This window comes from Cupriavidus sp. FW305-3-2-15-C-LB2, from assembly GCF_058787575.1.
This window is the reverse complement of the sequence record NZ_JBYSZW010000012.1, coordinates 13891-39117: the sequence shown is the minus strand read 5'-3', so window position 1 is coordinate 39117 and position 25227 is coordinate 13891. Positions and strand designations below refer to the sequence as shown.

The window sequence follows — 25227 nt, the reverse complement described above, 5'->3', positions numbered from 1 at the left end:
CATGTCCAAGGTTTTGATAACTGGAATGGCCGGCTTTACCGGATCTCATCTGGCAGAGGAGTTGGATAGGGCCGGGTATTCAGTTTGCGGCCTTGGACACCCGCGGTATCCGGGCAGCCGCTGGCCATACTTTAATTGCGATTTATTGGATGCAGCTGCCCTGAAGAAGATCCTTTTGCATCTGAAACCAGATATCGTCGTTCATTTGGCAGCCATTTCCAGTCCATTGCACGATGATACAAATAGCATCTTTGCAACCAATGTAACAGGAACGAAGAATTTACTTGAAGCTATTGCAAGTGCCAATACCGCTCCCGATGCGATACTGTTGGCGAGCAGCGCGAGCGTCTACGGAGATGCCGGTGCGCAGCCGATAGGGGAAGAATCAGTCTTGGAACCACGTAGTCCATATGGCGCGAGCAAACTCTCAATGGAGTCGCTGCTGGACAGTTGGAGGAAGGAGTTGCCTCTTATCGTTGCCCGCCCATTCAACTACACCGGCAACGGACAGAGTGAAAGATTTATTATTCCCAAGCTAACCTCCAGCTTCAAAAAGGGACGCGACACTCTACAACTCGGGAACATTGATGTGATACGGGATTTCTCTGATGTGAGGATGATCGTCGACGCCTATAGACGGCTATTGCATGTCGATTTCGCGGGAAAGATAATCAACGTATGTTCCGGTATAGGTTATTCGCTCCGGGACATTATCCTTCTTCTCAGTGATTTAACGGGGTACCATCCTAATATCACATCAAATTCCGCACTATTTCGAAAGAACGAGGTTCCGATATTGATTGGAAGTAATCAGCGACTTCGATCCCTAATCGGACCTCTCAAAGTAACGCCTTTGTCCGAAACACTGCACTGGATGTTAGAAGCACAAGCATGAAGTTGATCTTTGGGGTTGACGCTATTTCTCCGCCACTTACTGGCATTGGACGTTACGCATTCGAAATCGCCAAGTATCTCGAACAGCAGCGCGATTTGGAATCGCTCCGCTACTATTTCAACGGCATCTGGCTGCAAGACCCTTTCACGTTTCTTAATATAGACTCGGAGAAGAGCAGCAACAAGCCCAGGGCCTCCTTCTCGCGTTTGCCAAAACTCTTCAGGAAAGCTCATACTCATTGGAGCAATCGAGCCTTTAAAACGCACCTCTTCCATTCCCCCAATTACTTTCTCCCGGCGGGTGTAGAAGGTGGCGTCATTACCGTTCACGATCTTTCGATATTTCGTTTCCCAGCGACACATCCGGCGGAACGAATCAGACACTTTGAGAAGAACTTTGCAGATAGTCTGAAGCGTGCTCAACATCTAATCACAGACACCGAGGCAATCCGTCGGGAGGTTGCCTCTTTTTTCTCTTGGCCACTAAACAGGATTACGGCCATTCATCTTGGTGTATCTCCTGTTTTTCATCCACGCGGCCAAGATGATACGTGTAGAACGTTAAGTTCGTACGGGCTAGTTCATGGCAAATACAATCTTTGCGTCTCTACGCTGGAACCCCGAAAGCGTATTGACGATGTATTGTCGGCTTATGGAACTTTGGATAACGACCTAAAGTGCCGTTTTCCACTTGTATTAGTCGGAAGTTCTGGTTGGCTCAACGACGACCTCCTAAAGTCGATCGATAAAGGAAAGCATGAGGGATGGCTTATCCATCTAGGCTATGTCCCGGAGGATCAACTTCCTGAACTCTATTCAGGTGCCCGGGCTTTCATCTTCCCGTCCCTCTATGAGGGTTTTGGCTTACCTGTCCTCGAAGCTTTGGCCAGTGGGATACCTACCGTCACATCTGATTGCTCCTCCCTTCCGGAAGTTGCTGGCGGCGCCGCGCTTCTAGTTACACCAGGTGATATTTCTGGCATTGCTAGCGCTATCACCCGGGCGGCGACAGACGATGATTGGCGTGTAATGGCGAGAGCGAAGGGATTAGTGGTGGCAGCCAACCATACGTGGAAGGAGTGCGCTCATTCGACACTGTCAGTGTACAGAGACTTGGCTGATTAGATCAGGCTGCCTGTCGTTCAAGAAGCACCCCGAGTTGACGCGCACTGGCTCTCCAGTCGAGCCGACGCATATTTCCGCTAACGGGTGCTCTTCCCTCACCGATTGCTTGAAGCCATGATCTAATAGCAAACGCGAGGTCATCCGGTGACGTCGCGCTAAAGTATGCGACGGACTCTCCAGCTACCTCTCTGAGTACTGGTAAATCTCGAGCAAGGATAGGGATGTTGAATTGTGATGCCTCTATTATTGGCAGACCAAAGCCTTCGCCCTCTGAAGCGAAAAGCAACCCTGACGCCTCATTGTAAAGCTCAAACAACTCGACGTCGTCAACGTTGCTTTTCCAAACAACGCGCCTCTCGTACTCCGGGTGCTGGAGGAGCTTTTCAAAAAACGCCTCCATACGCCACCCTTGTCTGCCAGCGATGACAAGTTTTACGTCAATGCCTTCCTGCCAAAGACGCGTAAAGGCATTGAGGGCTTGAAAATGACCTTTTCTCGGCTCGATGGTGCCAACCATTAAAATTGTATGCATGTGTCCAATACCTTTTTTTGGAATCACGCGGGGTATGGTACGCACAGATGTCGAGCTCAAAAAATCGGATCCCAAATGAAAATGTGAGAGTATCGGACACGAATCGTGCAAATGTAGAGAATTGGCCAACGTCACCTCCACCTCTTCTCTTACCGAGTTAGAAATGCAGTAAAGAGCGTCACCGAATGCAGCGATGGTTTTAAACCAATTTCGAAAATCCTTGCGCGCTCGCGGCGTAAACCACTCGGGATGAGACAACGGCAACAAATCGTAAACAACAAAGGCGAGTTGAACGCCCGTTATTCTCATCCGCGCCAATTCATGGCGTCGTGCCGACACAATACGGCTTGCTAAATCGAGGCCGAGGAAGACGTCACCGTAACTACCAGGAGCCGCCGCGGCAACAGGGTCGGCGCGTTTGGGTGCCCCGATTAATTTGCCGAGATATGCGTCGGCATACTCATACTTGCTTGACCTTGTGGCAGCAACTGGACGAATCAAGAATCCCGCTGGCGGGCTCTTAATGAGCTCGACTAGAAGAGCCTTGACCGCTCGTTGAATTCCTGTACCTGCGTCATTTTTGACAATAATTGACACATCGACAAGAAGCTCTCTTTGGCGCTTGGGTTCCGATCGCGCCCCCCGGTTTGCTTGGCAATCCAGAATCCCACGAATCCTACCCACGTAGCCGAGGGGAAGCAGCGGGAGGAGTTGAACACACATCCAACGTACGACCTTCGCGAATACACCGCGTCTTGATACCAATTCACGCACTACGATTGGCCGATTCATAAAACTCGAAAGCGCTGCCTACATCAGCAAAATTATGAAGTGCCCCCTTTACGAGAACAGCCGCACTATCACAATGATCGCGAATATAAGTTGGATCATGCGAAACTATAATCATTGCACGATCCTTACGCCGCTCGAAAAGCTCATGATGGCATTTCTCCTGAAATCGACTATCTCCTACAGCAACAATTTCATCAATCAAAAAACAATCAAACTCAATTGCCATCGAAATAGCGAATGCCAATCGGGCCCGCATCCCTGCAGAATACGTGCGGACCGGCTCCCTTAAATAATAGCCAAGCTCGGAAAATTCTTGAACGTAATCAACCCTATCGTATGGATTCACTCCGTACACTCTGCATACGAATCGCAGATTGTCCAAGCCCGTCAGACTCCCCTGGAACGCGCCTCCAAAGGCCAACGGCCAGGAGACACTCATCTTCCGGCGAATTGTTCCGGCGCTCGGTAGCTCTGCGCCGCTAATCATTCTAATTAACGTTGACTTGCCTGCTCCATTTCGGCCCAACACACCAATCTTTTGCGCTGGCCGTACAGTGAGATTGATTCCACGTAGTATGTCGTGTTTCCCTTGCCGCGTCCGATAGCTTTTACATACATTAGAAAGCTCAATCATTCCGGCTCCACGCTTTGGCTTACACGACGAACCAGCGTTAGCCCAATTAACATGATAATTAAATCCGACCAGATCATATAGATCGGATCATAGTATGCGTGGATAGCGGAACCAAAATATCCTGCACGAATCATCTCAACTCCATGAACCATGGGGAGCAATAGCGCCAGCTTTTGGAGCGACGTCGGCAACCATTCAACGAGAAAGACGGCCCCAGAGACAGGAAAGAGAAGATAAGCCGCGGTGTGCCAAAGCCTTTCCATCGTGTCACTCATTTCGCTGAGAGCGCCTGTAGCAAATCCCAGACCGCATCCAAATACGGCCAGAAATAACCAGCCGCCCAATACCAACGAAATATCCGCAGGTGCCCTCATCAAATCCAGCGAAACAAATATCGCCGTCAAAACGATAAAGGAGATCGTTGCCCCGGAAATTTCGAGAATAATACGAGAGAAAAATAGATCGATCACCCTGACATTCCGGTGATATAGCAAACTTTGGTTTGGCAGAATTGCTAGTGCACACCGCGTGGCGCAGTTACGCCAAAGCAGCACCGACGAGTAGCCAGTGATTGCAAATGCAGCAATGGATATACCCGTGCCATGGGTAGCATTGAGGCCTGTCCACAATGCGAGAATACCTAAAGTGAATAACATCGGCTCCAAAAATACCCATAGAAAGCCAATATTATGACGACCGTAGCGCGTGAGCACCTCTCGCATCAGTAACGCGCCAATTACTCGACATTGGATCTCAAACGATCTCAGCAATGGTGCTTCCTTTTTCATAGGGACGCCTCTGCTTCAATCGTTATGCTCTCTTACGCCGGCCAACAACAAGCTTAGAACCCCCCAAACTAGGAGCCCCAGAACAAAAACTTCAAACGTAGATTTAAGTCGCTTGGGCTCAACAGCAACGTCTGGCCGATTGGAGTTGACTAGGCGCTCCAGGTATAGTTGCTTACGCTGTGCCTCGGCACGGGCATTTTCAAGGCTCGCCATTACAGACGCCAGCTGTTTATCTGCGAACTGCGAGTCCAGTTGAAGACGTGCATACCTGGCAGCCTTATCCGAAAGCGAGCCCGCCGCTCCCGTTACTCCACTTGTAGCCGAATTTATTTGCTTTTCTAGCGAAAGAATACTCGCTTTCAGGACCGAAACTTGCGGATTTTGCGGGGCGATGGTCTGCAGTTGGCTAAGTTGCGATTGCGCACTGAATAGTTGCGTCTGCAGCGCAGTAACCTGTTGAAGTTGGAGCGCGGATTGCCTATCGGGATCAAAAACACTGTTTGATTTCCTATACGCCGCCAACGCCGCTGCAGCATCCTTAGCCTTCGTGGTGGCAGCTTCGACCTCACTTTGTGCGAATTGAACGGTATCCCTTGCCGCCCGCTCATTCATGCGATTAATCAGATGTTCACTCATAACCAACAGCTCTTGGTTAATTCGTTGAGCATCACCTGATGAGAAAGAGCGCACTTGAAGTGTAGTGATGGCCGACGTGGAGTCCAGTTCGACAGTAATGATATGCTTCGTATAGTACTTCCACAAAGCTTCGAAGCTATCATCTATTTGCCGAAGGAAGCGACTAAAGATATCACCCTGATTTCCATAGGAATTGAGGATAAAGTCGCCGCGATTCAGCTCCGTCAAAGCGTCACGAGATTTTATATAGTCAACAACCGCGTATGTGTCATCCTGAGCTCTAGAGAATCCTGTTCCCTGGAGCAGGGCACCAAGAGCACTAGTCTGTGTCTGGCGCTGCGGGCTCCGTACGACAAAGCGAGACTCAGAAACATAGATATCGGACGCGATCACGCCAAAATAGAGACTCGCCAAAACCGTGGGCATTACCACCGTGGCGAGGAATAGGCGGTTGACTCGCCTTACGCGCTGAAGAAGCCCGCCCTTCCTCTCAGTCGCTTGTTGCGACGATCCGTCTTTCAGTACCGTATCCAAGATTAATTCCAAAGCAATGCGGTGGTATGTCATTAAGCAGGCCCGGCGATCCCCGATTTCGCAACGAAAACCGACTCCCGAACGATCTTCAAGCCTTCAGACGGCCCCTGCTTATTGCAAGTCCAATTCGATGATGCCGCGCAACCGAGCTCAAGGCGGCAGTTTTTCAAAGGAAGGGATTATAACCATTGACGTGTGCGAGTACCATCGATCGCCACCAAGGATGCAACGCGATAACAACGGCCATAGCGATCCCCTTACATTGCATAACCATCTAAGGTATCCTCCCTGCGTTCCCGAACCCATCCCCCTTGGGTTCGCTCTCCACGCAGATCCATCTGCCTACACGCTAGCCAGTCGTACAGCCTGCCTCCAACCGATGCGCCGCTCGTTTCTCGCCCTGCAAGGCACGGCATCCCCATTTTTTAGTCGGCTGGCCGCTGCATTGACTCGGGATGGCCACACCGTACAGCGCGTCAACTTTTGTGGCGGTGATCTGGCGTATGCAGGCCCAGAAAGCGCCCGCGACTTCCGAGAGGACCAAAGTGAGCTTCCAAACTGGTACTCATACACAGTTGCCACCGGCAATTTCACCGACATCCTACTTTTTGGGGATTGCAGAAACATTCATCGTCCGGTTTATCCTCTAGCCGAACAAAATGAAATTCGTGTGAATGTTTTCGAAGAAGGTTATGTCCGACCGAACTGGCTCACCATGGAAGCGCATGGTGTCAACGGCCGATCGCGGTTGCCGCGCGATCCCGCCTGGTATCGCGAGCAACGTGCCGTGACGCCGCCCGCGCCTCCTGGCCAGCCCACGGGGTACAACCTCTACGAACGCGCCTACCACGATATTCGGTACCGTGCGGCCAACGCGCTGTATGCGAGCCGGTTCCCGCATTACCGCAGTCATCGTCCTGAGAGCGGCTACCGCGAGTACGCCGGGCTGGCCAAACGCCTGCTCCAGCAGCGGCAGCACAAGGTTGAGGCGGAGAAGCTTACGGAACGCCTCCTGACCCGGAAACTTCCCTACTACCTATTCCCGCTGCAACTGAATTCCGATTCCCAGATCCAGGTCCACTCATCGTTCGAAGGCATTCGCCACGCCATCGACCATGTCCTGGCGTCGTTTGCCGCGCATGGCCCGTCGGACGCGCTGCTGGTCATCAAGAACCATCCGCTTGACACAGGGCTGATTGACTATCGCCATTACGCGATGGGTGCGGCCAAGGCGCTCGGCATGGCGGACCGTCTTGAGTTCATCGACGCCGGCCACCTGCCGACGCTGTTGGACCATGCCAAGGGCGTGGTAGTCGTTAACAGTACAGTTGGCCTGTCCGCCCTCCACCACCGCCGTCCGCTGATCACGCTTGGCACGGCCATCTACGACATGGCGGGCATGACTTGGCAAGGCGGGCTGGATAGCTTCTGGCGTGAAGCCGAGGGGCCAGATATGGCGCTGTATCAGGTATTTCTGGACTATTTGACACATCACACCCAGATCAACGGCGATTTCTATACCCGTACGGGCATTGAGATGGCAGTCGCCGGCGCCGTGCGGCGGCTGGAGATGGCTCATGGCTAGTTCGGTGCCGCGCCATATTGTGATTACAGGGGCCAGCGCCGGGATTGGCGCGGCGCTCGCGCAGGCGTATGCCGCAACGGGTGTGACGCTTGGCCTGGTCGGGCGGAATGCCACTCGCCTGGAAGACTGCGCGCAGGCATGCATCAGGCGCGGCGCGCATGTCATCACGGCAGAACTCGATGTCCGTGAGCCGGAAGCACTGGAAGCGTGGCTGGCCACGTTTGACCAGGACTATCCAATCGACCTGTTGATTGCCAATGCTGGCGTAGCCAGTACGCTGTCTTCGTCTGCGGACTGGGAAGACCTGGTTCGCACGCGTGATGTGTTCGATACCAATTTTTACGGCGCTCTGCATACGCTGATGCCCGTACTGGAACGCATGCGCGCGCGCAAACAGGGTCAGGTTGCCGTGATCAGTTCGCTCGCGGCAATCCGTGGCATGGCAATCTCGCCAGCCTACTGCGCCAGCAAATCGGCGCTTAAGGCCTATGGAGAATCGGTTCGGCCGCTGCTGGCAGCTTATGGCGTGCGGTTCTCGCTGGTGTTCCCAGGCTTCGTCAAGACTGCGATGAGCGACGTCTTTCCTGGCGACAAGCCGTTCCTGTGGTCCGCCGAGAAGGCCGCGCGCCATATTCGCGCCAGACTGGCGGCAGGCCGGGCGGAAATTGCCTTTCCGTCCCTGCTCGCCTTGGGCATGCGGTTGCTGCCGTTACTCCCCCCGAAGCTCGGCGACCAAATCCTCGACAAGCTCTCTTATTTACCGAGGGAAAGGCGTACCTGAGCATGTCTGGCGGGGTCATTTTCCTCATCGCTCTGTCGGTGTCGTTCCTGCTCGACACCGTCGCCTTGCCCGCTGCGGTGCCGCCCTGGCGCCGCGGCATGGTAGCACTCGCCACGCACATCACTTCGGTAGCTACGGTGTTTTTGTTGACCTTGTCGATTTCCGGCCGTCCAGCATTTGCCGGATTCGTGGCGGCGTCGCTGGTCGGGTTGTTGGCAGTAGTCAGCAACGCCAAGCATCAATCGCTGCGGGAACCGCTTGTATTTTCGGATCTGAGCCTGTTCAGCCAGTTGTTCCGGCATCCACGCATGTACCTGCCGTTCCTGAGTGTTGCCAACACGCTGGCACTGCTGGCCGGAGTGGGCGTATTTGGCGCCGTACTAGTGTATAGCCGCCCAATGCCGGAGGTGCCACATGCATGGCTGCTGGCTGCAACGGCTGCCGGTGCCCTATGCAACCTGCTGGCGGCACGCGTGCTGCCGCTGACGATGGTGCCCGCACTCGACCAGCGCAAGCATGGTTTTTACGCCGTGTTCGTGGCTTGCCTGATGAATGGCTTACGTCCCGCAACGGGCAAGGCACTGCGCGCCGCAATGGCCCGTGGCCCCTTCTCGCGTAAGGCTCAAGCTGCGCAGCGGCCGGATGTCATTGTTGTTCAGAGCGAGTCCTTTTTCGATGCGCGCTGCCTGGGCCCGGGCGTGCGGGCGGATTTGCTCGCCAATTTCGATGCAGCATGCGCCAATGCCGTGCATTGCGGCCAGCTCGATGTGCCGGCTTGGGGTGCGAACACGATGCGTACCGAGTTTGCCGTTCTCTCAGGACTGGCGCCCTCTGAGCAGGGGTATGCACGCTTCTATCCGTACGCCTATGTACGGCGCCAGTGCGCCTCCCTGGCGGCATGGTTCCGGAGTGGTGGCTACCGGACAGTTGCCATCCACCCTTATCATGGCGACTTCTTCGGACGGTGGCGAGTTTTCAGGATGATGCACTTTGAGCGTTTTCTGGATATTCGCCATTTCAAGGACGCACCGCGTTTCGGTCCATATGTGGCCGATTCCGCGGTGACCGATGCTATCCGCGAGGAACTGGAAGCCGCCGGCGACAAGCCGGCGTTTGTCATGGCGATGACTATTGAAAACCATGGGCCGTTGCATCTGGAGAGGGTGGCGCCCGGGGAATCCGCCAGCTATCAACAGTTTGGTGAAGGCAAACCATGGGATGACCTGACTGTCTACCTGCGGCACCTGGCCAACGCCGACGCCATGATTGGCGCACTGACGCGCTACCTCGCCTCGCGCAAGCGTCCAGCCGTCCTTTGCTTCTATGGCGACCACGTGCCGGCGCTGTCGAAGGTATACGGGCAGCTACGCTGCATGCCGCAGCAGAGCAGTTACTTCATTTGGCGCAGTGACAGGGTTGCTACGACCGCGCCTGCGACGGAAATTGCTCCGGCGCACAGGCTGGGCCAGATGCTAATCGATTGCCTTGGCGCAACCCCAGCCGAAGCAGTTAGCAGCAAAGCCTATGCCGACCTAGCATCGGGTATGGGTTATGCATCGCACTAGCGATGCCATTACAGCCAGTACAAGACAAGAACGAAATTTTCCAGCGATCTCAAGAGAAGTCTCGCAGGTATAACAAGATGAATGACGCAATTGCTATTGTCGGGATGTCGTGCCGTTTTCCGGGCGGTGTTCGGAGCCCGGAAGAATATTGGAACCTCCTGCTGGCAGAGAAGGACGCGGTAACGTCAGTACCGCCCGGCCGCTTCGACACCGAGTTCTACCAGCACCCCTCCAAGCGCGAACCAGGCAAGAGCTACACCTTCTCCGCCGGCGTGATCGACGACGTGGCCGGCTTCGATGCCGACTTCTTCGGCATCTCGCCGCGCGAAGCCCAGCAGATGGATCCGCAGCAGCGCCTGCTGCTCGAACTCGCCTGGGAGGCCTTCGAGAATGCCGGCCAGCTGCCGCAGCAAATGGCCGGCAGCAACTGCGCCGTCTTTGTCGGCGTGGCGAGCCAGGACTATGGCGACCGGGCCGTCGACGACCTGAGCGTGGTCGATGCCTACTCCGCCACCGGCAATACGCTCTCCATCGCGTCGAACCGGATTTCCTACCTGTTTGACCTGCGCGGCCCCAGCATGTCGATCGACACGGCGTGCTCGTCGTCGCTCGTGGCGCTGCACCAGGCCTGCAACGCGATCCGCTCTGGCGAGGCCGAGACGGCGCTGGCCGGTGGCGTCAACCTGCTGCTGCATCCCTTCCCTTTCATCAGCTTCTCCAAGGCCTCAATGCTCTCGCCGACGGGTCGCTGCCGTGCGTTCGACGCCAGCGGCGACGGCTACGTCCGCGCCGAAGGCGGTGCGCTCGTGCTGCTCAAGCCGCTCAGCAATGCGCTGGCGGACGGTGACACCATCCACGCGGTGATCGCGGCCTCCGGCGTCAACTCGGATGGCCACTCGCATGGCGGTATCAACGTGCCCGGCGCCGCAACGCAAGCCGCGCTGCTCGAAGCCGTCTACGCACGCGCCGGGGTGGATCCGCGAGACCTGGCCTACGTGGAAGCGCACGGCACCGGCACCGCGGTCGGCGACCCGATCGAGGCCCGCGCGCTGATCGACGTGATCGGCAGCCGGCGCAGCGCCGAGTCGCCGCTGCTGATCGGCTCCGCCAAGACGAACCTCGGCCACCTCGAAACCGCGTCGGGCATGGCTGGCCTGTTGAAGGCCGTGCTGTGCCTGAAGCACCGCGCGGTGCCGGCATCGATCCATTTCCGCAATCCCAATCCGAACATCGACTTTGGTGGCGGTAACCTGCGCGTCGTGGACCGCTACCTGCCGCTGAAGGCAGGCCCCGCGCCGCTGCTGATGGGCGTCAACTCGTTCGGTTTTGGCGGCACCAACGCTCATGTGCTGCTGCGCGAAGCGGTGGCCCGGCCTGACGCTGCGCCCAAGGCGCCTGAGGCAGACGCGTCGCGCCTCGCGCCGCTGGTGCTGAGCGCGCGCGCGCCGCAGGCGCTGCAGGCACTGGCCGGCAAGTACCAGGCACGGCTGCAGGCCGGCGCGTCGTGGCAGTCGCTTGCCAGCGCCACCGCGCATCGGCGGCAGTTGCTGCGGCATCGCGCCGTAATCGCCCCGGCCACGGAGGCGGAAGGCCTGGCCGCGCTCGCGCTGCTGGCAAAAGGCGAAAGTTCGCCGTCATATGTCACCGGCGAAGCAGCCAGCCAGGAAGGCAAGCTTGCGCTCGTCTTCTCCGGCAACGGCTCGCAGTGGGCCGGCATGGGCCAGCGCCTGCTTGCCGAGGATGCCGTCTTCCGCGCCGCACTGGAGGAAATCGACGTGCTGTGGCGGGCCGACGGCAGCCCGTCGCTGGCCGGCGTGATGGGCGATGGCGCCACCGCTGAATGGCTGCAGCGCACCGAGAACGCGCAACCGTTGCTGTTCGCGATGCAGGTCGGCATCGTGCGCTCGCTGCGCGCCAGCGGCCTCGAATACGACGCCTGCTACGGCCACAGCGTGGGCGAGATCGCCGCGGCGTGGGCGTCCGGCGCACTGACCCTGGCGCAGGCCGTCAAGGTGATCAAGGTTCGCAGCCGCGCACAAGCGCTGACGGCCGGCACCGGCAAGATGGCCGCAGTGGGGCTCGGCGAGGCGGCAACGCGTGAGCTGATTGAACGGCTGGGGCTGGCCGACGACCTCGAAGTGGCCGGCATCAACAGCCCGGAGGCCGTCACGCTGGCCGGCTCGCTGCAGGCGTTGCAGGTGCTGCAGGACCATGTCTCCCGCCAGGGCAAGTTCTTCCAGTTGCTGGACCTGGACTACGCATTCCACAGCAAGCGGATGGATGCGATCCGCGAGACCGTGTTGTCGGGGCTGGCCGATCTGCGTCCGCAGCCGACTGAGGCAATCTTCGCCTCCACGGTGACCGGCGGCCCGTTGTCCGGCGTGGAGCTGGATGCGCAATACTGGTGGCGCAACATCCGTGAGCCCGTGCGCTTCGATCAGGCGACGCAACACCTGGCCGGCACCGGCATCCATCTGTTCCTGGAGGTGGGCCCGCATTCGATCCTGCGCAACTACGTGGTGCAAACTGTCGAGCCGGCTGGCTCGGGCGACCGCGTGCTGCCCACGCTGAAGCGCAATCACGACTCGGCGGCCCAGCTCCGCCATGCGCTGTGCGCGGCGGTTGCTCATGGCGCCCGCCTCGACCGCGCCGCCGTTTATCCGGACGATGACCGGACGCTGGCGCTGCCGGGCTACCCCTGGCAACGCAGCCGCCACTGGGCACCGGTCACCGCCGAAGGCTACGACCTCGTCGACCGCCATCGCGAGCACCCGCTGCTGGGTTACCGCCTGAAGGACAGCGCGGCCGCCTGGGAAAACCAGCTTGACCCGGTCAAGCTACCCGCACTCGCCGCGCACGTGGTGGACGGCACCGTGACCTTCCCGGGCGCCGGCTATGTGGAAATGGCGCTGGCGGCAGCACGCCTGTACTTTGGCACCGAACAGTGCGCCGTGGAGAATCTCGACATCCGCGCGCCGGCCGTGTTCCAGCCGCAGCAGAGCAAGCTGTTCCGCTTCACCATCGAGCCGCGCACGGCCAGCTTCGCCATCGAATCGCGGCCGCGCGGCAGCAACGATCCCTGGGCGCAGAACGCCGTCGGCCGCCTGCTCAGCGGCGGCCCGGCGCTGCCCGCGCCGGCTCCGGCGGCGGCGCAACTCGCTGCGCTGCAGGCTGCGCCCGTCATTGACGGCGAGACGCTGTATCAAGGGGCTGCAGCCATCGGACTGGAATTCGGGGACGCGTTCCGCTGGGTGGGGAACGTCCGCGTGGACGGCGACACCGCGCTGGCGGCATTCAATGCGCCCGCCGCGCTGGCGGACCCGAAGGCTGTCGCCGCTTACGTGATGCACCCGGGCGCAATGGACAGCGGTTTCCATCCGCTGCTGGCGCTGGAGGCCAACGGCCGCAAGACGGCGGACAGCGCGGCCTACGTCCCGGTGCAGTTCGGCCGGATCGACTACTACGGCGGCGGTGCCCCGGTGCGCGTGGTCGCCCGCATCGACCGCCGCAACCCGCATTCGCTGGTCGGCACCTTCACCTACCTGGACCAGGCCGGCAATGTCACGCTGCGGATCAGCGAATGCCGCTTCCGCCGCGTCGACCTGGTGGCGCGCCGCCATGGCGCGCCCGGCCGCTATGTGTTCGCGGCCGAGGCTCGTCCGCATGCGCAGGACATTAGCGCCGCGGCACTGCCGGTACCGGCCACGTTGCTGGCTACCGCCGCGCAGGCCGTTGCCGCGCGGGAGGATGCCGCGCACCGCAATACCCACCGGACTGAGGTGATGCCGCTGCTGGACGTGCTGGCCGCCGCCTATGCGTGGCGCGCCATCGAGGCACTGGGCGTGCTCGAGGCCGAAGCACTCCCCACCACGGCGAACCCCGCTTTACTGGAGCGCCTGACCGGCATGCTGCTGGAAGATGGCGTGCTGGCGATACGCGACGGCCGCCTGGTTCGCGGCGACGAGACGTTACCGTCGATCGAGGAACTCTGGCGCACCCTGTTGTCCGCATCGCCGGGACATGTTGCCGAACTGACGCTGCTCGCACATTGCGGCGCCTCGCTACCGGCGATCCTGCAGGGCGAGCGTGACGCATCGGCGGTCCTGCCTAGCGGCCGCAGCAGCCTGCTCGATCATTTCTTCGAGGCCTCGCCCACCTGGGCGCATGTGAACGCGATGGCTGAGTCCTGCCTGGACGCCGCAGTGCGGTCCTGGACCCAGCGCCGGCCGATGCGGATCCTCGAGGTCATCACCCCCGGCGCGGACCTGTTCCAGCCGATCGGCGCACACTGGCAAGACCGCTGCGACTACACGATCGCCGGCAGCGTCGAACAGCTTGGCGCCTTCGATGCCGCCGGTCACCCGCGGATCCGCACCGCGCCGATCGAACTTGGCAACGAAGTCACGCTGGCCATCGAGCCGGGCCGCGGCAAGTCGTTCGACGTGGTCATCGTCAACAACCTGCTGCGCGCGGGCGGCCAGCCGGCCCGCCTGCTGGCCGCCATCCGCTCGTGGATGGCGCCCGGCGCGATGCTGATCCTCGCCGACGGCCAGTCCAGCCGGTTCTCCGACATCGTGTTCGGGCTGTCCCCGGAATGGTGGCACCACGGCCGCGGCGAGCTGATCCCGGCTGCCGCGATCAGCGCGATGCTGCACGCGCAGGGCTTCGAGGCTGCGACGCGGCATGTGGAGGCCGATCTCGATATCGAAGGCGCCCCGCTGCTGCTGGTTGCCCGCCGCGACGCATCGCACGACGAAACCGCGCCCGCCGCCACCGGTGCCCCGACCTCTTCCGCCGTGCACTGGCTGCTGGCCTGCCCGGGCCAGCCCGGCCCGCTGGCGGCCGCGCTGGCCCAGGCCATCCAGGCCGCGTCGCCGGCGGCGCAAGTGTCGCTGCTCGCCTCGCCGGAGGCCTGCATCGCGCACGCCGCGGCGGCCATGGGCGGTGGCACTCCCTGCCATGTGGTATTCCTCGCGGCCGATGCCGCGGTGCAGTCCGCGGCTACGGACGGCAATGCGATGATGCTCGCGCAGGAATCGACCTCGATCGCGCTGGCCCGGCTGGGCCGCGAACTGCCGGGCAGCATGCCGGCCGTGCGGCTGTCGGTGGTCACGCGCGGCGGCGCACCGCTGCCGGTCGCAGACGCCGGCGCGGAAGACTTCCAGCCAGCGCAGGCCACCGTATGGGGACTGGGCCGTGTGCTGATGAACGAGCGCGCGGAGCTTGGCTGCCGCCTGATCGATCTCGATGCGGCAAGCAAAGCACCGGCTGCCGCGCTCGCGTGCGAGCTGCTGTCTGCCGACCAGGAAAACGAAGTGCTGCTGTGGGGCGGCGAACGCTATGTCCCGCGCATGCTGCCGGCCGGTCTTGCGCCGCGTCAGGACGTCATGCCCGACCAGTCCACGGCGGCGCCTCACAGTGTGCTCGCGTTCGAGTCGCCAGGCTCGCTGCGCCACTTGCAATGGTTTGAACAGCCGGCCTTTGATCTAGCAGCCGACGAGGTCGAGGTCGAGCCGACTGCCACGGGCCTCAACTTCCGCGACGTGATGTACGCGATGGGGCTGCTGTCTGACGAAGCCGTGGAAAGCGGCTTTGCCGGCCCCACCATCGGCCTGGAGTTCTCCGGCCGTGTCACGCGCGTCGGCAGCGATGTGCGGTCCTTCGCCGTCGGTGACCCTGTGCTGGGCTTCGCTCCGGCTTGCTTCGCGAGCCGCGTGCGAACGCGGGCGACAGCTATCGCGCACAAGCCGGTGCGAATGAGCTTCGAGGAAGCCGCCACTATTCCCTCCACGTTTTTCACCGCCTACTACGCGCTGTGCGAGCTGGCGCGGCTGCGCAAGGGCGAGCGCGTGCTGATCCATGGCGCTGCTGGCGGCGTAGGGATCGCCGCGATCCAGCTGGCGCGCCATCTTGGCGCCGAGGTGTTTGCCACCGTCAGCAGCAACGAGAAGCGGGAGTTCGTGCGCCTGCTGGGCGCCTCCCACGTGTTGGACTCGCGCAGCCTGTCGTTTGCCGACGATACCCGCCGCATCACGAACGGCCAGGGCGTAGACATCGTGCTGAACTCGCTGGCCGGCGAGGCGATGGTGCTGGGCATCGATGTGTTGCGCCCGTTCGGCCGCTTCCTTGAGCTTGGCAAGCGTGACTTCTACGAGAACAGCCGCATCGGGCTGCGCCCGTTCCGGAACAACATCAGCTACTTCGGCATCGACGCCGACCAGTTGATGAATGCCGCGCCTGAGCTGACCGCCTCGCTGTTCAGCAATGTGATGACGATGCTGGACGAGGGCTCGCTCGACCCGCTGCCGTACCGCGCCTTCCCCGCCAGCCGCGTGGAGGAGGCGTTCCGCTACATGCAGCAGGCACGCCAGATTGGCAAGATTGTCATTACCTTCCCGCACGGCGCGCCGGCGCCGCAGGCAGATGAGCCGGCCGGCCTGGCGCTGGACGCGCGTGCCGCCTACCTCGTCGTCGGCGGTACCAGCGGCCTCGGCTTCGCCACCGCGCGCTGGCTGGTGGACAAAGGTGCGCGCCACCTGGTGCTTGCCAGCCGCCGCGGCGCGCTCGCACCGGAACTGGCCGCCGAAGCCGACCGCTGGCGCGACGAGCACGGTGTTGCCGTCACGGTGTCGTCCTGCGACTTCACCGATGCCACGGCAGTGGACGCGCTCGTGGCGGGCATCGCCGCGCGCGGTGCGCCCCTCAAGGGCGTCGTGCATTCGGCCATGGTGATCGCCGATGGCCTCCTCGCCAACCTCGACGACGGCAAATGGCGCGACGTGCTTGCGCCCAAGGTTGCGGGCGCGTGGAACCTGCATCGCGCCACGCAGGCACTGGCCTTGGATTTCTTCGTGGTCTACTCGTCCGCCACCACGTTCCTGGGCAATCCGGGACAGGCCAACTACGTGGCTGCCAACAGCTTCCTCGAATCGCTCGTGCACCAGCGGCGTGCTGCAGGCCTGCCGGGCACCTTCATGGCCTGGGGCCCGCTTGAGGACGTCGGCTTCCTGGCGCGCAACGCGCAGACGCGCGAGGCGATCCAGTCGCGCATCGGAGGCCGCTCCATCACATCCGATGAAGCGATGGCAGCGCTGGAACGGGCACTGCTCACCAACCGCGCCGGCGAGGCGCTGCTGTGGCTGGACTGGCAGGCAATTTCGCGCGTGATGCCGGCCGCGCGCTCGCTGCGCTATATGGAGATGGGCGCAGGCACCGCCCAGGACGCGCAGCGCCAGGGCGGCGCCAGCGTCGCAGCCGACGTGCGCGCCCTGCCCGTCAATGAAGCCGTGCAGCGCGTCATCGACACGCTGCAAGCCCAGATTGCGCACATCCTGCACCTGTCGGCAAAGAAGATCGATCCGGACCGTTCGATCACCGACCTGGGCATGGATTCGCTGATGGGCATGGAGCTCGGCATGGCTGTCGAAGAGTCCTTCGAGGTGAAGCTCTCGGTGATGCTGCTGGCCGAAGGTGCTACCGTGCGCTCGCTGGCGCAGAAGATCGTTGAGTCCGTGCGCGCCGGCGCGGACAGCCAGGATAGCGGGGAAGCCGCCAGCATGGAGCAACAGATCGCTGCGATGGCATCGATCCACGCCATCGATCTGTCGCAGCCGGGACACGACGGCAGCGCCGGCACGACGATCCTGGCCGACGAGGCCGCGCAGTGACGGCGCAGCCCGGCTGGGCGCGGCAGCAAGGCACGCTCGCGACCGAACTGCGGCTGTCCGGCCACGGCCTGCACACGGGGCGGCGCGTCAACGTGCACATCTCGCCCGCACCGCTGGGCCAGGGGATCGTGTTCCGGCGCATGCGCGCGGGGCGCGTGGTGGCTGAGTTGCCCGCGTCGCCGCAGCTCCGGCTCGGGCAACCGCTCTGCACGGCGCTGCAGTCGGCAAGCGGCGTGCGCGTGCGCACTGTGGAGCATCTGCTCGCGTCGCTGCTGGCCTGCCAGATCGATCACGCCACGGTCGGGCTCGATGCCGAAGAAGTACCGATTCTCGATGGCAGCGCACTGCCGTGGATCGCGGCCATTGATTCCTGCGGACGCACTGCACTGCCAGCGCCCAAGCGCTTCCTGCGCATCCGGCACGCAGTGACGGTCGCGGATGGCGGCACGCGCCGCCTCACGGTAACGCCCGCTGACCGCTACGAGATGGATGTCACCAATGATCTGAAAGGCTTTGGCGAACTGAAGTGGGCAGGCACGATCGACCCGGCCTCCTTCGCCAGCGAGATTGCGCCGGCGCGCTCGTACGGGCGGCTCAAGTGGGCGGTGCCTGCCATCGCCTTCGGCTACCTCCGCGGCAATCCGATTCTGCGGGGCGCGCGGCCATCCTGCACCGCAACCATCGTCGGCAACGGTGTCATCGGCGGCATGCGGCTGCCGGTGGAGTTCGTGCGGCATCGGGTGCTCGACCTGATCGGCGATCTCGCGCTGCTCGGTGCGCCCCTGCTGGGCAAGGTCACGGCGCTGCGCCCCAGCCATGAAATGAACTACCGCCTCTGTGCCGCCCTGCTCGACCAGCCCGATGCGTGGGAGTGGGCGGACACGGCCAACTGAAAACAAGGACAAGCATGGGACTGGGAGACCAGTTGAGACAGCAGCTCGCGGCCAAGGCGCTCAAGCGTCAGCTGGAACGGGTGACTAACGAGATCGATGCGCAAGCCACTGCTCGCGACGCGAACGACGCCACGCCGCGTGCTGTGACGGCGCCGGCCAACCTGGCGGAGCTCTCCCGCTTCGACACCATGCCGGCCTACCAGCAGGTGGCGATCGGCCGCCAGATGAGCGAGCGGCTGCGCATCCCGTCGCCGTTTTTCCGCGTGCACGAGGCAGTGGCCAGCGCCACCACGCAAATCGACGGGCGGACTTACGACAACTTCGCCAACTACAACTATCTCGGCTTGGCCGGAGACCCGGTGGTATCCGCCAGCGCCAAGGCTGCGATCGACCGGTACGGCACGTCTGCCTCCGCCAGCCGGATCGTGGCGGGCGAACGGCCGATCCAGCGTGAGCTCGAGCAGGAGCTGGCGCGGCTGTACGACGTGGACGACTGCGTCGCATTCGTCAGCGGCCACGCCACCAACGTCACGGTGATCGGCTGCCTGTTCGGGCCGTCCGACCTGATCGTGCACGATGCGCTGGCTCACAACAGCATCGTGCAGGGCGCGCAACTGAGCGGCGCCAAGCGCTTGAGCTTCCCCCACAACGACTGGGCAGCGCTGGACGCGTTGCTGACGCGCGTGCGCCGGCAATACCGGCGCGTGCTGATCGCCGTGGAAGGCATCTACAGCATGGATGGCGACTTCCCGGAACTCGATCGCTTCATCGATATAAAGCGCCGGCACGCAGCATTCCTGATGGTGGATGAAGCCCATTCGCTCGGTGTGATGGGCGCACGGGGCCTTGGCATCCGCGAACACTTCGGGCTGGCTGGCCGCGATGTCGATATCTGGATGGGCACCTTCAGCAAGACGCTGGCCGGCTGCGGCGGATACATCGCAGGCGAGCGGGCACTGATCGACATACTGCGCCATCTGGCTCCCGGTTTCCTCTATAGCGTCGGGCTTTCGCCCGTGCTGGCGGCTGCATCGCTGGCCGCGCTGCAGTGCATGTTGCGCGAGCCGCAGCGCGTGGCGAGCCTGCAGCAGCGCGGACTCCAGTTCCTGGAGGAAGCGCGCCGCGCAGGACTCAATACAGGCCTGAGCACGGGCTACTCGGTGATCCCGGTCATCACCGGCAGTTCGATGAAGGCAGCGCAGTGGGCCAATGCACTCTTTGACCAGGGCATCAACGTGCAGCCGATCTTCTATCCGGCGGTGGAAGAGAAGGCGGCGCGGCTGCGCTTCTTCATCTGTTCCACGCATACGCCCGGGCAGATCAGTGCCACGGTGGACGCCGTGGCGCGACTGGCGCACGGATAGCGCATCGACAGGCATTCACACCATGCAAGATCGCCTCGGGTTCCGGTCAGCCACGGCAGACGACGCACGCGTGCTGGCACCGCTGGTGCTAGCCTCTGGGCGGCAGGAATTCGCGTTCCTGTTTGACGATAGCGATGCTGCATGCGAGGGATTCCTGGCGTATGCAATGGCTGCGGGGCATGGACGCTTTTCCTGGCGTCGTCACTACGTTGCAACCCTCGATGACATCCCTGTGGCCGTGATGGCGATTCAGGACGGCCGCAGCCGCACGGGCTGGCTGGACGATGCGGTTGCCGCCGGCCAGTTCCTGCGCCACTTCGGCGCGCGCCGCACGGCCGGCATCATCCGCCGCGGGCTGCTTCTCGAACGAGAAATCCCGAAGCCCGCCGCACATCAGACCCTGATGGCACATTGCGCCACGCAGCCCGAAATGCGCGGCACAGGCATTTTCCATGCGCTATTCCAGCACGTTCTCGAGACGAGCCGCCTGCCTGCATACCCCGGCCAGGAGTTGGTGCTTGACGTACTCAAGCACAATACACGCGCGGCAGCGTTGTACAAGCGGCTGGGTTTTATCGTTGCTGCGGGCAAGCGCCCCGCTCCGCGGGGCCTGCCCGTCTCACTTGCCGCGGACCGGATGACGTTCAGTCAAAAACCGACAGAATAAGGGTAAACCCCTACCTCAACGGCCTAACTGAGCCGATACCAATAACACCCGTCATCCCCGCGCTCCCGCACGGCCTCTTCCCGCATCAGCAAGTAGTTCAGATGCGCGATGCTTTCCCCCGTTGCCATCCCCAGCAAACCGCCACTCCCGGTGATCGGCCGCGAAAACAGTTCACCGAATACGTCCACCGCCCGCTTCGGTGTGGCCAACGCGCCACGCAAGCGGTCCAGCGCCTGCATCTGGCTCGCCCGCAGATAGTCAATCCGCGCATGCAGCCCACGGAACGGTTCGTTATGCGCCGGCAGCACCAGCACATCGTCCGGCACGGCAGCGCGCACCTTGTCCAGCGAGGCCAGCCAGTCCTGCATCGGATCGGCATCGGGCTCGGTCGGGAACACCGATACGTTGGAGGAAATGCGCGGCAGCACCTGGTCGCCTGACACCAGCAGCTTCAGCGCCGGGCAGTACAGGCAGGCATGTTCGGGCGAATGGCCGGTGCCGACGATGACCTGCCAGTCGTGCGCGCCGATGCGCACGGTGTCGGCATCGGACAGGCGGTGGAAGCTCTCGGGCAAGGCGTGGACATATTTGCCGAAGCCGCCGAAGCGGGTGCGGTACACCTCGATCGCTTCGTCGTCCCAGCCGGCCTTGCGATAGAACTCGATCGCGTCATCGGGCGCCGCTCGCCCCGTATCCGCCGCCAGCACGCGGCACATCAGGTATTCCAGCCGCGTCATCCACAGCTGGCAGTCGAACTTGCCGGTCAGCCACCCGGCCATGCCGATGTGGTCGGGGTGCATATGGGTCACGAACAGGCGCGTCAGGCCGCCCGCGAGCGGGCCGCTTGCGGCGAACAGCGCGCGCCAGGCCTGGGCGGTTTCCGGGGTCTGCAACCCGGCGTCGACGGCGGCCCAGCCGCTGCCGTCGCGGATGGCCCACAGGTTGATGTGGTTCAGGCCCAGTGGCATCGGCATGCGCAGCCACAGCACACCGGGCGCTACCTCGCGGGCACGGCCGGGTTCGGGCGCGTCGCCACAGGGGTAGTCGAGCTCGGGCTTTTCGAGGGAGATGGGGGCGGCTGCGAGGGCGATGTCGGGGGATTGGGCGCTCATCGGTATCTGGGCCGGTGGGCCGGCCGTGCTGTGCGCGTTGGCCGGTGCGGCAATGCCCCGGCTCCGCGCGTTCTGGATAGCTGACACCTTAGCCCAGATGGGCGATTCCTGCTACGCGCGCCCTGCCCGCGTTCCGTGGTGTGGAATAGCGGTGAGCTATCGGGCCGGCGTCGGCAGCACCTTGCCCGGATTCAGCAGGTTCAACGGATCAAGCGCCTGCTTCACCTGCCACATCAGCTCCAGTTCCACCTGGGACTTGTAGCGCGTCAGGTCGTCGCGCTTGGCCACGCCGATGCCGTGCTCGGCCGAGATCGAGCCGTTTTCCGCATGGGCCATGCCGTCGACCAGTGCCGAGACCCGCTCATACCACTGCGCCAGGAACTCTTTTCCTGGCTGATCCCTGGGTCGCAGCGGGTTGAAGTGCACATTGCCGTCGCCCATATGGCCGTAGATCACCATGCGCGCGTCCGGCACCAGCTCCAGCACCCTGGCCGAGGCTTCCTCCACAAACGTAGCGATGCGCGACAGCGGCACCGAGACATCGCACTTGATGCTGCCGCCGGTGCGGGTCTGGGCGTCGGAGATCTCTTCGCGGATGCGCCAGAAAGTCTGGGCGTCGGACAGGCTGGCGGCCACTGCGGCGTCCTGCACCAGGCCCTGGCTGAAGCCGGATTCGAGGATTTCCATCAGCGTGGCGTTGAGGCTTTCCGCATCGGTCCCGGAGGTGAGTTCGATCAGCACCATCCACTCGTGCTTGTCCTGCAGCGGCGAAGCCACGTTGCCAAGATATTCAAGCACCAGTTCCAGCGCGGGCCGCGAGATCAGCTCGAACGCGGTCACGGCCTGGCCGGACAGGCGCTTGGCTTCACCCAGCAAGGCCACGGCCGCGGCGGGGTCCTGTACGGCGACAAAGGCCACGGCGCTGCTGCGCGGCTGCGGCATCAGCTTGAGCACGGCGCCGGTGATGATGCCGAGCGTACCTTCCGCGCCGACGAACAGCTGCTTGAGGTCGTAGCCGGTGTTGTCCTTGCGCAGGCCGCGCAGCGATGAGTAGATGCGGCCATCGGGCAGCACCACCTCGATGCCGAGCACGAGGTCGCGCATATTGCCGTAGCGCAGCACCGCGGTGCCGCCGGCATTGGTCGACAGGTTGCCGCCGATCTGGCATGAGCCTTCGGAGCCGATGCGCAGCGGGAACAGGCGTTGCCAGGCCTCGGCGGCGCTGCGCGCCGCGCTCAGCGTGACGCCGGACTGCACGGTCATGGTGTCGTTGATGGTGTCGAGGTCCAGCACGCGGTTCATGCGGCTGAGGTTGACGACCACGGCGGTGCCGCTGTCGTCCGGCACGGCGCCGCCCATCAGCGAGGTATTGCCGCCCTGCGGCACCACCGGCACACGCCGGGCATGGCACCACTGCAGCACCTGGCTGACCTCTTCCGTCGATGACGGCAGCACCACTACCTGGGCCTGGCCGCGGTAGATGCCGCGGTAGTCGGTGACGTAGGCCTGCGTGTCGGCGTCGCCGCTGCGGCAGGCGCTTGCACCAACGATGGCCTGCATCGCGCGCAAGGTGGTGTCTGGGGTCGGGGTTTCGGCTGGCATGGGTGTAAGGCGAAGGAGATACGGGTCAGTACGCGGCGGAAGGCTTGTCTGCGGCGGGAGCGTCAGAGGGCTGCTCGCGGAACGATGCGGCAAGCTTGCGCGCGGCGTTGGCATACAGCATCACGTCCACGCCCGTGGCCACGAAGGTGCAGCCCAGGTCCAGGTAGCGGCGTGCCAGTGCCGGGTCCGACGTCAGCGTGCCGGCGGCCTTGCCGCTGGCAATGATGGTGCGCATCGCGCCTTCGATGGCGGCCTGCACCTCCGGGTGACCGGGGCGGCCGCGGTGGCCCATCGACGCAGCCAGGTCGGCCGGGCCGATAAAGACGCCGTCGATACCATCCACCGCGCAGATTGCTTCCAGGTTCTGCAATGCGGTGACGGTTTCGGCCTGCACCAGCAGGCAGACTTCATCGTCGGCCACATCGAGGTAGTCGGTGCGGGCGCTCCACTGCGAGGCGCGCGCAATCGCGCTGCCCACGCCGCGGATGCCTTGCGGGGGGTAGCGCGTAGCGCTGACCACCATGCGCGCCTGTTCCGCGGTATCCACCATCGGCACGAGCAGGCTGCACGCGCCGATGTCGAGCAACTGCTTGATCAGCGGCACTTCACCGGCGACGGCACGCACCACGGGCTGGACCGGGTATGGCGCCACCGCCTGCAGCGCGTGCAGCGTCGAGCGCAGGTCGTTGGGGGCGTGTTCGCCGTCGATCAGCAGCCAGTCAAAGCCTGCGGTGGCGGACACTTCGGCCAGGTATGGCGTTGCCATCGACAGCCACAGGCCGATCTGCGCCTGGCGGGCGGCCAGCGCAGTCTTGAAGGGATTGTTTGCGGGCATGGTGTGTTCCGGTTCGATGATCGATGGGCCCGGCGCTTCAGCCGAGCTGACCCTGGCAAAGGTACTTGGTATGCATGTAGTCGTCCAGCCCGTGGCGCGAGCCTTCGCGCCCGTAGCCGGATTCCTTGACGCCGCCGAACGGCGCCGCCTCGGCCGCGATCGCGCCCTCGTTGATGCCGACCATGCCGGTCTCCAGCGCCTGCGCCACGCGCCAGATGCGGCGGATGTCGCTGGAGTAGAAGTAAGCAGCGAGGCCGAACGGGGTGTCGTTGGCGTCGCGGATCACCTCGGCTTCATCGCGGAAACGAAAGATCGGCGCGACCGGGCCGAAGGTCTCTTCGCACGACAGCTCCATCGCGGGGGCCGCATCGGCCAGCACCGTCGGTGCGTAGTAGTGCGGGCCGTCGGCGGTGCGCACGCGCTTGCCGCCGGTGACCACGCGCGCGCCCCGGGCGACGGCGTCTTCCACATGGCGTGCGATCTTGAGGACGGCGCGGGCATTGATCATGGGACCGATCTGCGCGGCCTCTTCCGTGGCGGGGCCGACGTGGAGCGCGCCAACGCGCTGTGCCAGGCACTCGACAAAGGCGTCGTGCACGGTGTCGTGCACATAGACCCGGTTCGGGCACACGCAGGTCTGGCCGCCGTTGCGGAACTTGAACGCCATCAGGCCATCGACGGCGGCATCGAGATCGGCGTCCTCGAAGACGATGAAGGGCGCGTTGCCGCCCAGCTCCAGCGACAGCTTCTTCAGCGTGGCCGCCGATTCGCGCGCGAGGTGCTTGCCCACGGGCGTGGAACCGGTAAAGGTGATCTTGCGCACGCGGCTGTCGGCCAGCCAGGCATCGACCATGCCCGGCGTGTGCTCGCGCGATGCGGTGACGATGTTGAGCACGCCCGCGGGCATGCCGGCCTGCTGCGCCAGCCATACCAGCGCCAGCGCGGTCAGCGGGGTGTCCTCGGCGGGCTTGGCCACCACCGTGCAACCGGCGGCCAGCGCGGGGGCGATCTTGCGGGCAATCATCGCCAGCGGGAAGTTCCACGGCGTGATTGCCGCGACCACGCCCACCGGCTCCTTCAGCACCAGCAGTTTGCGGCCAGGCTCGGCTTCGGCGACGATATCGCCGCAGATGCGGGTGGCCTCTTCGGCAAACCACTCGACATAGGACGCGCCGTACTGTACCTCGCCGCGTGCCTCTTTGAGGGGCTTGCTCGTCCTAC

At 62.6% G+C, this 25227-nt stretch carries 16 protein-coding genes and 1 pseudogene; 9 read left to right on the top strand and 8 right to left on the bottom strand.

The window, feature by feature from the left end; translation table 11 throughout:
* The first annotated feature begins 1 nt into the window (after position 1).
* Both AC3WRR_RS11420 and AC3WRR_RS11415 read left to right on the top strand, forming a co-directional pair.
* Positions 2–895, top strand: a complete 894-nt coding sequence (locus AC3WRR_RS11420; protein WP_492297011.1) for an NAD-dependent epimerase/dehydratase family protein — start codon at positions 2–4, stop codon at positions 893–895.
* Positions 892–2019, top strand: coding sequence for a glycosyltransferase family 4 protein (locus AC3WRR_RS11415; RefSeq protein ID WP_492297009.1), 1128 nt, complete (start codon positions 892–894; stop codon positions 2017–2019). The genes AC3WRR_RS11420 and AC3WRR_RS11415 overlap by 4 nt, the downstream gene beginning before the upstream one ends.
* 1 nt (position 2020) lies before the next feature.
* Here the strand turns inward: AC3WRR_RS11415 and AC3WRR_RS11410 are convergent, their stop codons facing one another.
* From AC3WRR_RS11410 to AC3WRR_RS11395, 4 genes are all read right to left on the bottom strand, one after another.
* Complete coding sequence (locus AC3WRR_RS11410) at positions 2021–3148, bottom strand: glycosyltransferase family 4 protein (protein ID WP_492297007.1); 1128 nt, start codon at positions 3146–3148, stop codon at positions 2021–2023.
* Positions 3149–3317: 169 nt separating this feature from the next.
* A complete protein-coding gene (locus AC3WRR_RS11405) occupies positions 3318–3977 on the bottom strand; it encodes an ABC transporter ATP-binding protein (RefSeq protein ID WP_492297005.1) in 660 nt (219 codons plus the stop codon).
* A complete protein-coding gene (locus AC3WRR_RS11400; protein ID WP_492297003.1) occupies positions 3974–4765 on the bottom strand; it encodes an ABC transporter permease in 792 nt (263 codons plus the stop codon). The genes AC3WRR_RS11405 and AC3WRR_RS11400 overlap by 4 nt, the downstream gene beginning before the upstream one ends.
* A 15-nt stretch (positions 4766–4780) precedes the next feature.
* Complete coding sequence (locus AC3WRR_RS11395) at positions 4781–5968, bottom strand: KpsE/RkpR family capsule polysaccharide export protein (RefSeq protein WP_492297002.1); 1188 nt, start codon at positions 5966–5968, stop codon at positions 4781–4783.
* A 346-nt stretch (positions 5969–6314) separates the two neighbouring features.
* On the opposite strand from AC3WRR_RS11395, the gene AC3WRR_RS11390 reads away from it, so the two are divergent.
* From AC3WRR_RS11390 to AC3WRR_RS11360, 7 genes are all read left to right on the top strand, one after another.
* Positions 6315–7520, top strand: a complete 1206-nt coding sequence (locus tag AC3WRR_RS11390; protein WP_492297000.1) for a capsule polysaccharide biogenesis protein — start codon at positions 6315–6317, stop codon at positions 7518–7520.
* Positions 7513–8301: an SDR family NAD(P)-dependent oxidoreductase gene (locus AC3WRR_RS11385; protein WP_492296998.1), complete on the top strand. Its 789-nt coding sequence runs from the start codon at positions 7513–7515 to the stop codon at positions 8299–8301. Before AC3WRR_RS11390 ends, AC3WRR_RS11385 begins: the two co-directional genes overlap by 8 nt.
* Positions 8298–9866: an LTA synthase family protein gene (locus tag AC3WRR_RS11380; RefSeq protein WP_492297075.1), complete on the top strand. Its 1569-nt coding sequence runs from the start codon at positions 8298–8300 to the stop codon at positions 9864–9866. Before AC3WRR_RS11385 ends, AC3WRR_RS11380 begins: the two co-directional genes overlap by 4 nt.
* 77 nt (positions 9867–9943) lie before the next feature.
* On the top strand, positions 9944–17533 hold the full coding sequence (locus AC3WRR_RS11375; protein WP_492296997.1) for an SDR family NAD(P)-dependent oxidoreductase: 7590 nt from the start codon (positions 9944–9946) through the stop codon (positions 17531–17533).
* Entirely contained in the window at positions 17530–18426 is an 897-nt protein-coding gene (locus AC3WRR_RS11370) for a UDP-3-O-acyl N-acetylglycosamine deacetylase (RefSeq protein ID WP_454749503.1), read from the top strand. Before AC3WRR_RS11375 ends, AC3WRR_RS11370 begins: the two co-directional genes overlap by 4 nt.
* A gap of 14 nt (positions 18427–18440) precedes the next feature.
* Positions 18441–19790, top strand: a complete 1350-nt coding sequence (locus AC3WRR_RS11365) for an aminotransferase class I/II-fold pyridoxal phosphate-dependent enzyme (RefSeq protein ID WP_439669965.1) — start codon at positions 18441–18443, stop codon at positions 19788–19790.
* A 22-nt stretch (positions 19791–19812) separates the two neighbouring features.
* Positions 19813–20457 (top strand): GNAT family N-acetyltransferase, encoded by a 645-nt coding sequence (locus AC3WRR_RS11360; protein ID WP_454749504.1) that lies wholly within the window; start codon positions 19813–19815, stop codon positions 20455–20457.
* A 23-nt stretch (positions 20458–20480) separates the two neighbouring features.
* On the opposite strand, the gene AC3WRR_RS11355 is transcribed toward AC3WRR_RS11360, so the two are convergent.
* The 4 genes and pseudogenes from AC3WRR_RS11355 to AC3WRR_RS11340 all read right to left on the bottom strand — a co-directional run.
* Entirely contained in the window at positions 20481–21569 is a 1089-nt protein-coding gene (locus AC3WRR_RS11355; RefSeq protein WP_439669962.1) for an MBL fold metallo-hydrolase, read from the bottom strand.
* Between the two features lie 156 nt (positions 21570–21725).
* Positions 21726–23171: an FAD-binding oxidoreductase gene (locus AC3WRR_RS11350; protein WP_011617063.1), complete on the bottom strand. Its 1446-nt coding sequence runs from the start codon at positions 23169–23171 to the stop codon at positions 21726–21728.
* A 25-nt stretch (positions 23172–23196) separates the two neighbouring features.
* Positions 23197–24006, bottom strand: coding sequence for a 4-hydroxy-2-oxoheptanedioate aldolase (gene hpaI / locus AC3WRR_RS11345; RefSeq protein ID WP_492296994.1), 810 nt, complete (start codon positions 24004–24006; stop codon positions 23197–23199).
* Positions 24007–24043: 37 nt separating this feature from the next.
* A pseudogene (locus AC3WRR_RS11340) lies at positions 24044–25216 on the bottom strand (NAD-dependent succinate-semialdehyde dehydrogenase); the annotation flags it as partial.
* Positions 25217–25227: the final 11 nt, after the last annotated feature.